At 63.0% G+C, this 13,441-nt stretch carries 13 protein-coding genes; 7 read left to right on the top strand and 6 right to left on the bottom strand.

Annotated elements, in window-relative coordinates; genetic code table 11:
• The first annotated feature begins 49 nt into the window (after positions 1-49).
• The 7 genes from CKW22_RS25800 to CKW22_RS25770 all read left to right on the top strand — a co-directional run bounded on the left by CKW22_RS25800 (position 50) and on the right by CKW22_RS25770 (position 7,850).
• Positions 50-1,708, top strand: a complete 1,659-nt coding sequence (locus CKW22_RS25800) for a Na/Pi cotransporter family protein (protein ID WP_033702552.1) — start codon at positions 50-52, stop codon at positions 1,706-1,708.
• Between the two features lie 30 nt (positions 1,709-1,738).
• Positions 1,739-3,145, top strand: coding sequence for a pitrilysin family protein (locus CKW22_RS25795; RefSeq protein WP_047583845.1), 1,407 nt, complete (start codon positions 1,739-1,741; stop codon positions 3,143-3,145).
• A 93-nt stretch (positions 3,146-3,238) separates the two neighbouring features.
• Entirely contained in the window at positions 3,239-4,261 is a 1,023-nt protein-coding gene (locus tag CKW22_RS25790) for a DUF5924 family protein (RefSeq protein WP_047583844.1), read from the top strand.
• Between the two features lie 87 nt (positions 4,262-4,348).
• Entirely contained in the window at positions 4,349-5,482 is a 1,134-nt protein-coding gene (locus CKW22_RS25785) for an ABC transporter permease (protein ID WP_033702549.1), read from the top strand.
• Entirely contained in the window at positions 5,479-6,270 is a 792-nt protein-coding gene (locus CKW22_RS25780) for an ABC transporter ATP-binding protein (RefSeq protein ID WP_033702548.1), read from the top strand. Before CKW22_RS25785 ends, CKW22_RS25780 begins: the two co-directional genes overlap by 4 nt.
• A gap of 3 nt (positions 6,271-6,273) precedes the next feature.
• A complete protein-coding gene (locus CKW22_RS25775; RefSeq protein WP_033702547.1) occupies positions 6,274-7,212 on the top strand; it encodes an MlaD family protein in 939 nt (312 codons plus the stop codon).
• A complete protein-coding gene (locus tag CKW22_RS25770) occupies positions 7,209-7,850 on the top strand; it encodes an ABC-type transport auxiliary lipoprotein family protein (RefSeq protein ID WP_095065507.1) in 642 nt (213 codons plus the stop codon). Before CKW22_RS25775 ends, CKW22_RS25770 begins: the two co-directional genes overlap by 4 nt.
• Here CKW22_RS25770 and CKW22_RS25765 read toward each other — a convergent pair.
• The 6 genes from CKW22_RS25765 to CKW22_RS25740 all read right to left on the bottom strand — a co-directional run bounded on the left by CKW22_RS25765 (position 7,832) and on the right by CKW22_RS25740 (position 13,289).
• Entirely contained in the window at positions 7,832-9,061 is a 1,230-nt protein-coding gene (locus CKW22_RS25765) for a nucleoside recognition domain-containing protein (protein ID WP_033702545.1), read from the bottom strand. The two genes, CKW22_RS25770 and CKW22_RS25765, sit on opposite strands and share 19 nt — an antisense overlap.
• 156 nt (positions 9,062-9,217) lie before the next feature.
• Complete coding sequence (gene gltP, locus CKW22_RS25760) at positions 9,218-10,546, bottom strand: glutamate/aspartate:proton symporter GltP (protein WP_033702544.1); 1,329 nt, start codon at positions 10,544-10,546, stop codon at positions 9,218-9,220.
• Positions 10,547-11,313: 767 nt separating this feature from the next.
• A complete protein-coding gene (locus CKW22_RS25755) occupies positions 11,314-11,784 on the bottom strand; it encodes an inhibitor of vertebrate lysozyme family protein (RefSeq protein ID WP_033702543.1) in 471 nt (156 codons plus the stop codon).
• 2 nt (positions 11,785-11,786) lie between these two features.
• Positions 11,787-11,948 (bottom strand): DUF1328 domain-containing protein, encoded by a 162-nt coding sequence (locus CKW22_RS25750; RefSeq protein WP_003252966.1) that lies wholly within the window; start codon positions 11,946-11,948, stop codon positions 11,787-11,789.
• 54 nt (positions 11,949-12,002) lie between these two features.
• Positions 12,003-12,293 carry a hypothetical protein gene (locus tag CKW22_RS25745; RefSeq protein WP_033702541.1) on the bottom strand — a complete coding sequence of 97 codons (291 nt, stop codon included), beginning with the start codon at positions 12,291-12,293 and terminating at the stop codon, positions 12,003-12,005.
• Positions 12,294-12,467: 174 nt separating this feature from the next.
• Positions 12,468-13,289 carry a BON domain-containing protein gene (locus tag CKW22_RS25740; protein WP_033702540.1) on the bottom strand — a complete coding sequence of 274 codons (822 nt, stop codon included), beginning with the start codon at positions 13,287-13,289 and terminating at the stop codon, positions 12,468-12,470.
• Positions 13,290-13,441: the final 152 nt, after the last annotated feature.

The raw sequence follows: 13,441 nt of genomic DNA, 5'->3' as shown, positions 1-13,441 counted from the left end.
CGCTCCACTTCTTGGCCCGCATGGGCCATCGGCAACAGGGGGCTTCGCCATGCTGACCCTGCTCAACCTGCTCTCGGCCGTGACGCTATTGGTCTGGGGTACACATATCGTGCGTACTGGCATCCTGCGGGTATTCGGGTCCGACCTGCGCCGCATCATCAGCCAGAACATGAACAAGCGCCCCCTGGCGTTCATCGCCGGGATCCTCGTCACCGCTATGGTGCAGAGCAGCAACGCCACCGCCATGCTGGTCACATCCTTCGTCGGCCAGGGCCTGATGGCCATGACGCCAGCCCTGGCGATCATGCTCGGCGCCGATGTCGGCACCGCGCTCATGGCCAGGGTGCTGACCTTCGACCTGTCGTGGCTGTCACCGCTGCTGATTTTTCTGGGGGTGATCTTCTTCCTTTCCCGCAAGCAGACCCGGGTCGGCCAATTGGGCCGGGTAGGGATCGGGCTTGGCTTGATCATCCTGGCCCTGGAGCTGATCGTGCAGGCCGCTGCACCCATCACGCATGCCCAGGGGGTGAAAGTGCTGTTCGCCTCGCTGACCGGCGACATCTTGCTCGATGCCCTGGTCGGCGCGCTGTTTGCCATGATTTCCTATTCCAGCCTGGCGGCCGTGCTGCTCACCGCGACGCTGGCCGGCGCCGAACTGATCAGCCTGCCGGTGGCCATCGGCCTGGTGGTCGGTGCCAACATCGGTAGTGGCTTGCTCGCATTCATCAGCACCAGCATGCAGAACGCCGCCGGGCGGCGTGTTGCCCTGGGCAGCTTGCTGTACAAGCTGATCGGCCTGGTGCTGATCATTCCGGTGCTGCACCCACTGGTGACGTGGATGGACACACTGAGCTTCAGCCCTCAGGAGCTAGTGATCGGCTTCCACCTGCTCTACAACACCTTGCGCTGCCTGATCATGCTGCCCACCGTCAAACCTATGGGCCGGCTGTGCAACAGCTTGCTGCCCGAACGCGAAAACGGCAACGGCCAAGTGCGCCCGCGCCACCTCGATGCCTCGGCGCTCGACACCCCCAGCCTGGCACTGGCCAATGCCGCCCGCGAGACCCTGCGCCTGGGCGATATTGTCGACAGCCTGCTCGAAGCCATGCTCGGCGCCCTGCGCGGCACCCAAGCAGCCCTGCCACAGCAGGTGCGTGCCTTGGGCGAGGACGCCGAGGCCTTGTACAGCGCCATCAAACTGTACCTGGCGCAAATGACGCGGGAGGACCTCAGCGAGCGCGACAACCGGCGCTGGGCCGAAATCATCGAACTGGCGATCAACCTCAAGCTGGCCTGCGACCTGGTCGAGCGCATGCTGCGCAAGGTCCAGCAGCAGAAAACCAGCCAACGCCGGGCGTTTTCCCAGGTCGGCCTAGAGGAACTGACCGGCCTGCAAGAACAGCTGTTGTCGAACCTGCGCCTCGGCCTGTCGGTGTTTCTCAGCGCAGACCCCGAGAGCGCGCAGCTGCTGCTGCGCGAGAAACGCCGTTTCCGTGCGCAGGAAAGGCGCCTTGCCCACGCGCATGTCAGCCGCCTGCAACGCAAGGTGTTGCAAAGTATCGAGACCAGTTCGCTACACTTGGAGCTGATTGCCGACATGAAGCGGTTGAACTCTTTGTTCTGCAGCAGTGCCTATGTGGTACTAGGCGGCTCGGACACCGGCGGGCTGATGCTCGACACTGTGCCGGACGAAGCCCGCTTGCCGTGATTTCGCCTACCAGGAGAGCCAAGCTCGCCCATGCGTTGCCTGATGTTCGTTTGCCTGCTGATCTGCAGCCTGCCCACCCTGGCCCTCGACCGCTCGCGGGTAGAGGGGTACCTGTTGCCCAACGGTCTGCAGGTCATCCTCAAGGACGGCTATGAACGTGACCACGTGGCCATCCGCCTGGTGGTCGGGGTTGGCCTGGATGACTTCGACTGTGAGCAGAAGGAGCTGCCACACCTGCTCGAGCACCTGCTGTTCAGCGGTATCGACGAAACCGGCGAGGGCGGACTGGAAGAGCGCCTGCAAGCCTTGGGTGGCGAGTGGAACGCCTATACCAGCAGCGCCGACACCACGTTCGTGATCGAGGCACCTGCGCGTAACCAGCGTAAAGTGCTCGACCTGCTGCTGGCGGTGATCCGCGACACCCCTATCGACGCCAAGGCCCTGGCCACGGCGAAAAGGATCATCGAGCGCGAGGACGGCGGCCACTATGGCCACCTGCAACGCTGGTTGGACCGCCAGGACATCGGCCACCCCGCCAGTGACCAACTGGCGACCGAACTGGGCCTCAAGTGTGCCGAGCGCTCGAACATCGACGACATGACCCTGGAGCAGGTGCAGGCCTTGCGCGACCGCTGGTACGCGGCCAACAACATGACCCTGATCATGGTCGGCGGCCTCGACCGCCTGCTGCCGGCGTACCTGGAGCGCACCTTTGGCGAGCTGCCTGCCACCGAGCCGGAAGAGCGCCGCAACCTCGAAAGCATCAGCCAGCAGGCCGAGCAACGCCGCGACCTGACCCGCGGCTGGCTGGGCGACAGCGTCAAGCTGCACTGGCTGTTCATCGAGCCGGTGCTGGACAACGACCATCAGCCGACCCTCGACCTGCTGTCGCGCTACCTGGATTGGGCGCTGTACGACCAACTGCGCCTGCGCAATGGCTTGTCCTACGGGCCGTCGGTACAGCGCGAGAGCTTCGGTGACAGCGGCATGCTCAGCCTCAACGCCGACCTGGAACGCGACGACGTCGACCAGGCGGTCAAGGTGATGCAGGGGTTGTTCGACCACCTGCGCAAGGAAGGCCTCGACCCGGATACCTTCGCCCGCATCAAGGGCGCCAGCATGGCCCGGGAAAGCTGGAGCACCCAGGGCAACAGCGCCTTGGCCGACTACTACTGGGGGGCGTTGAACGACTACAACGACGGGCGCTTTGCCAACCCGGTGCGAAAGTTGCGGCAGGTCAGCCTTGCGCAGGCCAACGAAGCGTTGCAGGCACTGCTCAAGGACCAGGGCTACCTGCGCATCGAGAAGCCCCTGCTGGGTTATGACGAGCTGTACGGGTTGCTCGCCTTGCTGCTGGGGCTGATCCTGGCGGCCGGGTTGCTGCGTTGGCGCCGGCATACCCCGCAACCACCGAGCGGTGCTACACGCAAAGCGTGATTCGGCGGTATCCTTTAGCCAGTACCGGCCTCTTCACGGGGTTGCCCGAAAAGAGGCCGGCACAGCCACCCTATCTCTCCCTGTTGTAGACCCATGCCCCCAATTCCCCGCATCGTCCAGCGCGTCATCGAACTGCTTAAACGCTACCCCGGCATCATCGCGCTCGGAGGCTTCCTCTCCGGCATCGGCAGCTTCATCCTGGTCGACCGCCAGGCCGGCCTGGCCAGCTGGGTGGCGATCCTGATGCTGGTCAGCTGGGTCTGGCTGATGCTGGAAAACACCCTCACCGGCCTGTTCGCCCGCACCTTCAACCGAGAGATCCCGCAACCGTTGCTGCGCTACGCGACGCAGATGATCCACCAGGAAACACTGTTCTTCGTCTTGCCGTTCTTCTTCATCACCACCACCTGGAACAGCGGCCAACTGGTATTCACCGGCCTGCTCGCCGCCGCCGGGCTGATCTCGATCGTCGACCCGCTGTACTACAAGTGGTTGGCGCCGCGGCGCTGGCTGTTCCTCGCGCTGCACACGCTGACCTTGTTCGCGGCGCTGCTCACCGCGCTGCCGATCATTCTTCACCTGACCACCGCGCAAAGCTTCAAGCTGGCGTTGATAATTGCCATGGCCCTGTCGTTCCCGAGCCTGGCCAGCAGCTTCCCGGTCAATACCTGGCGGCGCGGCGTGGCGCTGGTTCTGGTGACCCTGTCGGTGGGCGGCGGGGGGTGGTTGCTGCGCTCGTGGGTACCACCGGCGACGTTGTGGATGACCGAAGTGGCCGTCAGCACCGAAGTGCTCAATCGCCAGCCCGGCGAGTCACTGGACGAGATTGCCGCCAGCCGCATCAAGACCAGCGGGCTGTATGCGTACACCTCGGTCAACGCACCCCGGGGCCTGAACGAGCGCATTTACCACGTGTGGCAAAAAGACGGCAAGGAAGTAGACCGGATTGCGCTAGATATTCATGGCGGGCGCAAGGAAGGCTACCGGGCCTGGACCCACAAGCAGAACTTCCCGCCTAACCCGGTCGGTAAATGGCAGGTGAGGGTGCTGACCGAGGACGGCCAGGTGATCGGGGTGCTGCGGTTCAAAGTGCTCGACGATGCGCCGAGCCCATAGCTTCCTGGTTTGAGCACACAATCAATAAACCGCCCCATGCCCTCTGCGCTATGATCAGCCCCTAAGCCTTAGCGCCGAGTCAGTTGCATGGAGCCTATGACACCCCCCAGCGCCACCTTGGACACCAGCCACCAACCGCCCTGCCTGCGTATTACCGGTGACTGGACCCTGGCTCACTATGCCAGCCTCAAGCGCGACAGCGAACGCCTGCGCACGCTATGCAGCAACGACGCCGTTGCCGACCTCAGCCAACTGGGCCGCCTCGACACCGCCGGCGCCTCGCTGCTGGCCGAACTGCTCGGCGCCGAACGCCTGTCGCACTGCACCGATGGCCTGCCCGACGCCAGCCGTGCCCTGCTCAAGACCGTGTACTGCTCGGTGCAGGACTACTGCATTCCGGTCAAGGAGGCCGAACGCCCGGTGCTGCTGTTGCTGCTCGAGCGTATCGGCCGTGCCGTCAGCACCGTCTGGCAAGACACCCGGCAGTTGCTCGGCTTCGTCGGCCTGATTCTCGAAACCTTGCTGCGCCGGGCATTCCAGCCCCACCGCTGGCGGCTTACGCCGGTCGTGGCGCACATCGAACAGACCGGCCTGGATGCTGCGCCCATCGTCGCCTTGCTGACCTTTCTGGTGGGCGCGGTGGTGGCGTTTCTGGGCGCAACGGTGCTGGCCGCGTTCGGCGCGACCCTCTTCACCGTCGACCTGGTGGCGTTCTCGTTCTTGCGTGAGTTTGCCGTGCTGTTGACCGCCATCCTCATGGCCGGCCGCACGGCCAGTGCCTTCACCGCGCAGATCGGCTCGATGAAGGCCAACGAAGAAATCGACGCCATCCGCACCCTGGGCCTCAACCCCATGGAGCTGCTGGTGGTGCCACGGGTATTGGCACTATTGATTTCGTTGCCGCTGCTGACCTTCCTCGCGATGATCTGCGGCATCGTCGGCGGCGCGGTGGTGTGTGCCCTGTCGCTGGATATCTCACCCGCCATGTTCCTGTCGCTGCTGCAGACCGACATCGGTGTGCAGCACTTCCTCGTCGGCCTGGCCAAAGCACCGTTTTTTGCCTTCCTGATCGCCGCCATCGGCTGCCTGGAAGGCTTCAAGGTCAGCGGCAGCGCGGAGTCCGTGGGCGCCCACACCACCTCGGCAGTGGTGCAGTCGATTTTCGTGGTCATCGTGCTGGATGCGGTGGCGGCACTGTTCTTCATGGAGATGGGCTGGTGAGTGGCCGGGAAACCGTGATCGAGGCACGGGGCATCTGTAACCGCTTCGGCAGCCAGAGCGTGCATGAAAACCTCGACCTGGACCTGTACCGGGGCGAGATCCTTGCCGTGGTCGGTGGCTCGGGTAGCGGCAAATCGGTGCTGTTGCGCAGCATCATCGGCCTGCGACGGCCTAACGAGGGGCAGATCAAGGTATTTGGCCAGGACCTGGCCGAGTTGCGTGAAGAACAGCGTTCGTTGGTCGAGCGACGCTTCGGCGTGCTGTTCCAGAAGGGCGCGCTGTTCTCGTCGCTGACCATCACCGAAAACGTCGCCTTGCCGCTGATCGAACACGCCGGCTTGTCCCGCGCCGACGCCGAGCACCTGGCCGGGGTCAAGCTGGCCCTGGCCGGCCTGCCCATCTCGGCTGCCGACAAATACCCCGCCTCGCTATCCGGCGGCATGATCAAACGCGCAGCGCTGGCACGTGCCCTGGCACTGGACCCGGACATCCTGTTCCTCGACGAGCCCACCGCAGGCCTCGACCCGATCGGCGCCGCCGCGTTCGACCAGTTGATCCTGACCCTGCGCGACGCACTCGGCCTGTCGGTGTTTCTCATCACCCACGACCTGGACACCCTCTACACCATCACTGACCGGGTGGCGGTGCTGTCGCAGAAAAAGGTCCTGGTGGCCGGCCCCCTGGCCGAGGTCGAGCAAGCCGACGACGCCTGGATTCAAGAATACTTTCACGGCCCACGCGGGCGCGCAGCCGAACAGGCCGCCGCCCGCCCGGGCCAGGAGCGCTGAACGATGGAAACCCGAGCACATCACGTCCTCATCGGCCTGGTCACCGTCCTGGTGGTGGCCGGTGCCATGCTGTTTGGCCTGTGGCTGACCAAGTCCAGTGTCGACGATGCCTTCAAGGATTACGAAGTGGTGTTCAACGAAGCCGTCTCGGGCCTGTCCCGCGGCAGCCCGGTGCAGTACAACGGCATCAAGGTGGGCGACGTGTCGACCCTGCGCCTGGACCCGAAGGACCCTCGCCGCGTGCTGGCCCGGGTACGGCTGAGCGGCGACACGCCGGTCAAGGAGGATACCCAGGCCAAGCTGACCCTGGCCGGGGTCACCGGCAACGCGTTCATCCAGCTCAGCGGCGGCACGCCGCATAGCCCCGAGCTCAAGGGCAAGGATGGCAAGCTGCCGGTGATCATCGCCTCGCCTTCGCCAATCTCGCGCCTGCTCAACGACAGCAGCGACTTGGTGACCAACATCAACCTGCTGCTGCACAACGCCAACCTGATGTTCTCGGAAGACAACATCGGCCACCTCAGCAGCACCCTGGCCAATCTCGACAAGACCACCGGTGCCTTCGCCGGCCAGCACGGCAGTATTGCCGAGGCCATCACGCAGCTGGTGCAGGTCGGCAAACAGGCCAGCGCCACCCTGGCCGAAACCCAGGCGCTGATGCGCAACGCCAACAGCCTGCTCGGCAGCGAGGGCAAACAGGCCATCGGCAGCGCCGAGCAGGCCATGCAGTCGCTGGCCGAAAGCACGGCGACCATCAATGCGCTGCTCAAGAACAACAGCGAGGCCATCGGTGACGGTGCCCAGGGCCTGAACCAGCTAACCCCCGCCATCCGCGAGCTGCGCGAAACCCTCAACGCACTCAAGGGCATTTCCCGGCAGCTGGAGGCCGACCCGAGCGGCTACCTGCTCGGACGCGACAACAACAAGGAGTTCCAGCCATGAAAGCATCGCTGCGCCTGTTGGCCCTGGCGGCCGCGGTGAGCCTGGCCAGTGCCTGCTCGATCCTGCCGCAAAGCGAACCCGTGGACCTGTATCGCCTGCCGGTGAACCAACCCAGCCGCGTTGCCGCGCCGCTGGACTGGTCGCTGCGGCTTAACAAACCGCTGGCCAGCGAAGTACTGGCCGGCCCACGGATCGCGGTGATCCCACAGGGAGACGTGGTCAGCAGCTACAAGGGCGCACGCTGGAGCGACGCCGCGCCAGTACTGCTACGCAACCGCCTGCTCGATGGCTTCCAGCGTGACGGCCAGGTTCAACGCCTTAGCGCCGATGACAGCAACCTGCAGGCCGACTACGAGCTGGCCGGCGAGCTGCAGGCGTTTCAGAGTGAGTACCGCCCGGACGGGGCAGTGGAGGTGGTGATTCGCTACGATGCGCGTCTGGTCCAAGGGCGCAGTCAGCGTATCCTCGCCAGCAAACGCTTCGAGATCCGCCAACCGCTGGCCGCCAGGGAGGTTTCGGCAGTGGTGGCAGGCTTCGGCGGCGCCAGCGACCAACTGGTCGGGCAGGTGGTCAGCTGGACCGTCGCCCAGGCCACGCAGGCCCAAGCTCAGGTCCAGGCTCAGCCGAAGAACCAGTAGCAGACCAAGATCGCCGCGACCACGCCGGAAAATTCGGCCAGCAGGGCGCAACCGACCGCGTGGCGTACCCGCTGGATGCCCACGGCACCGAAGTACACCGCCAGCACATAGAAGGTGGTCTCGGTACTGCCCTGAACGGTCGCCGCGACCAGTGCCGGGAAGCTGTCCACACCGTGGGTCTGCATGGTCTCGATCAACATGGCCCGCGCCGCACTGCCCGAGAATGGCTTGACCAGCGCGGTGGGCAGGCCTTCGACGAAGCGGGTATCCATGCCCATCCAGTTCACCGCATGGCGAATGCCGTCCAACGCCAGCTCCAGCGCGCCCGAAGCGCGCAGTACGCCGACTGCTACGAGCATGGCCACCAGGTAGGGAAGCAGGCTCTTGGCCACATCAAAGCCTTCCTTGGCGCCTTCGACAAAGGCTTCGTACACCTTGACCCGCTTCAGCGCACCAATCACCAGGAACAGGATGATCACACCGAACAGCGTGAGGTTGCCAAGGATAGACGACAGGCCCGCCAGCGCAGCGGCCGACAAGGTGCCGAGAAAGGCCATGAAGCAGCCCAACAGCAACGCACCGGGGATCAGGTAGGCCAGCACCACCGGATCCCACAGGCGCAGGCGCTGCATCACCGCCACCGACAGCAGGCCCACCAGGGTCGACACGCTGGTAGCCAGCAGGATCGGCAAAAACACCAGCGTCGGGTCGGTCGCGCCTTGCTGCGCGCGGTACATGAAGATGGTCACCGGCAACAGGGTCAGCGACGACGCATTGAGTACCAGGAACAGGATCTGTGCGTTGCTTGCGGTGCTGCTGCTGGGGTTCAGCTCCTGCAGCGCGCGCATGGCCTTAAGGCCAATCGGCGTGGCCGCGTTGTCCAGCCCCAGGCCGTTGGCCGCGAAGTTCATGGTGATCAGGCCCAGGGCCGGGTGCCCCGGCGGTACCTCAGGCATCAGCCTGGCAAACAGAGGGCCGAGGACCTTGGCCAGCCACTCGACGATACCGGCCTTCTCGGCGATTTTCAGAAAGCCCAGCCACAGGGTCAGGGTACCGAACAACAGGACCATCACCTCCACCGACAGCTTGGCCATGGCGAAGATGCTCTCGACCATGGCGGCGAAGATGCCGGCGTTGCCGCCGATCAGCCACTGGGCCAGGGCGGAGACGGCCGCCACCAGGAAAAAGCCGAGCCAAAGGCCGTTGAGCATCCGATTGTTCCCCCTGAAATGTGCCCGAATGATAACGGAGATTGCAGGCGCCCACACAAGACGCAGTCCCTAGAAAGGGGCGCAACGCGCCCCCCACAATCCCCCACACAACAAAAAGCCCCGACAAGTCGGGGCTTTTTGTTTAACGCATCAGCTTCAGCGCTTGGCGGCTTCGCCAACCACCACAGCTTCCTGCTTGTCGGCCATCAGCGAGGCATAGTACTGCTCGCCCTTGGCAGCGTCGTACATGCCTTCCCAGCGTGCGATGACCAGCGCGGCCAGGGCGTTGCCGACCACGTTCAGCGCGGTACGGGCCATGTCCATGATGCGGTCGACACCGGCGATGAAGGCCAGGCCTTCCAGCGGGATGCCCACGCTGCCCAGGGTCGCCAGCAACACCACGAACGATACGCCCGGTACGCCGGCAATACCCTTGGAGGTGACCATCAGGGTCAGCACCAGCAGCAGCTGCTGGCTCCACGACAGGTCGATGCCGTACAGCTGGGCGATGAAGATTGCCGCGATGCTCTGGTACAGGGTCGAACCGTCGAGGTTGAACGAATAGCCGGTCGGCACCACGAACGAGCAGATCGACTTCGGCGCGCCGTACTTCTCCATCTTCTCGATCACCCGCGGCAGCACGGTTTCGGAGCTGGAGGTGGAGTAGGCCAGGATCAGCTCATCTTTCATGATGCGCATGATCTTGATCACCGAGAAGCCAAACACGCGTGCCACCAGGCCCAGCACCATGAAGGCGAAGAAGGCGATGGCGAAGTACACCAGCAGCACCAGCTTGGCCAGCGGCAGCAGCGAGCTGAAGCCGAAGTTGGCGACGGTGACGGCGATCAGGGCGAACACGCCGATCGGGGCGTAGTTCATGATCATGTGGGTGACCTTGAACATGGTCTCCGACACGGCCTGGAAGGTACGCACCAGCGGGTCGCGCAGCTCTGCCTGAAGGCTCGATAGGCCCAGGCCGAACATCACCGAGAAGAAGATGATCGGCAGCATTTCGCCACGCATCAGCGCCGCGAAGATGTTCGACGGGATCAGGTTGAGCAGGGTTTCGATGAATGCATGCTCATGCTGCACTTCGGCCGCAGTGGCCTGGTACTTGGAGATGTCCACGGTACCCAGGGTGCTCATGTCGATGCCGGCGCCCGGGTGGAACAGGTTGGCCAACACCAGGCCGACGACGATGGCGATGGTGGTCACCACCTCGAAGTAGACGATGGTCTTGAGGCCGATGCTGCCCAGTTTCTTCGCGTCGCCAACTCCGGCGATGCCCACGATCAGCGACGAGATCACGATCGGGACGACGATCATCTTGATCAGGCGAATGAAGATGTCACCAGCGGGCTGGAGGACGTTGCTGATCCACCATGCCTTTTCCGCACTGAAATGATTCAGTAGCGCGCCGATTGCAACGCCCAGGACCAGACCGATCACGATCTGCCAGGCGAGGCTCAGTTTTGCCTTCTTCATGTCTTTACCCTTTGTTCTAGTGGTCATGGGCGCCGGACGAAAACGCGCGTAACAGAGCCGTTGGCAACGTCACGGTGAGCGAAAAGCTTCCGTCCGGTGGCCTCATGTAAGGACACCGCGAGCGAGCGACTGGGCGCTCGGGCCAGCGAAAAGGCGGCAACTATTGCGATGGGGAAGGGGGAAATCTAATGCCTGAAACGCATACCCCATGCCGATACTGCATAATGATTTACGCTAAAAATGGCATGTCGCAAGTGCTTGATTTATAACGTTCGGAATCCCGAACAAGACCAAAGCGCCATTTTTAGGCAGATTTGGCAGCGTGTTCGGAGAGGGGTAGATGGCTTGTTCGACAATCCGAATGGCCGAAATGCCACTTGCGAAGGGACCCTGGCGGGCGAAAAAAAGTTGATGTACGGTCGAGACAAAATGTGTCTTTGAGGGAAAAACACGCAAGAAGGGTAATTTGCCTGATTGCCTTGACGGTTCCTCGTTGGCTCCTCGGAAGTCAGGTCGGCACCTGGTATCCCTGATGACACCACCGACCTGAGGCTTCCGATTCCGCCTCTCCTGACCCGGCCCATTGCTGGAGGTACTCCCTGTACCCCTAGGCCACTCCGACCCTGCAACAGTCAGAACAGCCCGGCCCCTTGGTCATGTGCTGCCCCTCCTCGGGGCGGCGCATCATAGAAGGCTGAAATATAAAAAGGTTCAGCTTCTATTACGTGACAGTGCATAACCGTTCATCGGTAACGGCTTATAAAAGCTCAGTACCACTTCGGGTCACGCTTGAGTTGCTCGCGCAACATCGCCTGCATGCCATCATCCGGTTCGCCAATAAAGCGGTATTGCGCATGACGGGTAGGCGACTTGTCGCTCGGCAAGCCTTCGGGCACCTCTACGAGCATCCCGTAGGCTTGGTCCTTGTCCCAGCTAAACGCCACGATCAGACGCTTGTAGGTGCAGTTTTGCGCCGTTTCACACAAGGGCCCGACCAGGTACTGGTCGCCGTCCTCGGTGACTGCCGACATCTGCTCCTGGGCACTGCCGGTGAGGTTGACTACCCAATCGGGCAAGCGCTCCTCGCCCTTGATCGTGTCCTGCCAGGTTTCCCGGTATTCAGGGTCCGAGCCGAGCAACTGATCGACCCGGACCTGGCCGTCATTGGCCGCCATCGCCGCTGCACTGCCGCCCAGCAAGCAGGCGGCAGCCAGGGCTGTGCAAAGCTTCCTGCGCATCTTCAACCTCGACCACGTCCAAAGAAGAAGGAGGCTACGAACAGGACCAGGAAGACGATGAACAGGATCTTCGCGATACCCGTGGCGGCGCCAGCGATACCACCGAAGCCCAGTACGGCGGCGACAATGGCGATGATGAGGAAAGTGATAGCCCAACTCAGCATGGTGGTTCTCCTTTCTTTTTTGAAATCAATCCGGCTTTGGGGTACAGCACAGGCTCAGAACACCCAGCGATCCTGTGGTACGACGTTTTCCAAGGTGGCCGGTGAAGCGGTGGCATTGCTCGATGGCAGCGGGTCGGCCGCCTTCACGAGGCTGGTGGCACGGGTTGCCTGAATCTGCGTCAGAAGCGCGGTCTGTGCCGCCACTTGCTCCGCCAGACGCGCGGTCTGCCAGCTGTAGTAGAAGAGGCCAGCGGCCAAGGTCAGCAGCAGCGCCATCCCCAGTAACAGGAACTGGCGCAAAGGCAGTGCGACGTTCTGCGAGCGGTTGACGGATTGGCGGTTCATGCCGGCTCCTCCTGCTGTAATTGTTGTTCAAACCTGAACAGGTAATTGCAGCCTGCATGCCAGCCTTTGCATCAATAAAAAATCCTTTTAAATCAAACACTTAAAACAATCACACATTGCACCGAAGGACGTATCCTGCACGATGGCCCCTGGGGCGTCGTGCGAATTGCACGATCAGCCCTCGACCTTGGTCGCCACCTTGAGCAGATCGGCGTCCACACCGCGCACGCCAATGATCTGCCGGGCAATCTCGACAGCAATGGTCTTCTGCTCGCTGCTGACCACTTCGCCCGACAGCCGCACCAGGCCCTCCTCGCTGGCGACCTTGAGGTTCAGGCCATCGAGGTTGCGGCTGAAACGGAAGCTGTTCTGGATCTTGTCGACGATCCAGCTGTCGCTAGGCTGCGGCCCGGTCGGCGCGCCTACCGGGTTGTCGCGCGCCTTGGCCATGGCGGCGGTGTCCAGGCTGACCAGGTTGTTGACCAGGTGCACACCGTCGGTGGTGCGCGCCACTACGCCGGCCAACTCCTTGGCCTCTGTGCTGTCGACCCTGCCGCGCAGGGTCACTACGCCTTCGCTGCTTTGCACTTCTATAGGCGCCTTCTCGGTGGTGCGGCTCCACAGCAGCCGTGCACGTATCACCGCCGCCAACGTTGCGTCCTCCAGCCGCTGGGCATAGGCCCGCAGCTCGAGCGGGCGTTCCACCAGTTGAGCATTGACCTGCAACTGGTTGTCGACCTGTTCGATGCCGCGGGTGGCCAAGGCGACATGCTCGGCCAACTGGCGCTCGACAGTGTTTTCGACCTCACCCGATAGCCGCGCCTGCTTGCCGTCTACCACCACATCGATACGAAAGGGGTTGAGCATGCGGTTGAGCGACAGGGCGGTTTGCAGTGAGCCCTCCAGGCGGGCGTCCTGCACAGGGTCAGCGAATGCCGGGTTCATAACCGGCAGCAAAGTGGCCGCCAACACGGCCAGTCGTGGGAAAAAGGGCATGGCTGTGCCTCCTTTGTTGGCAAAAACAGAAAATAGTCGCAACCAATGTGCCATCGCGCACCTCTAAGCAAATCATCGAGATATCGCGGCTCAAGGGCATTGTTTGGCCATTGGCTAGCATGCAAAGGACAGAATCCTTCAGAATTGACCAT

It is taken from the genome of Pseudomonas sp. Irchel s3f19 (assembly GCF_900187555.1).
GTDB lineage: Bacteria > Pseudomonadota > Gammaproteobacteria > Pseudomonadales > Pseudomonadaceae > Aquipseudomonas > Aquipseudomonas capeferrum.
Note: the sequence above shows the minus strand (reverse complement) of the source record. Positions and strands in the feature narration are given on the sequence as shown.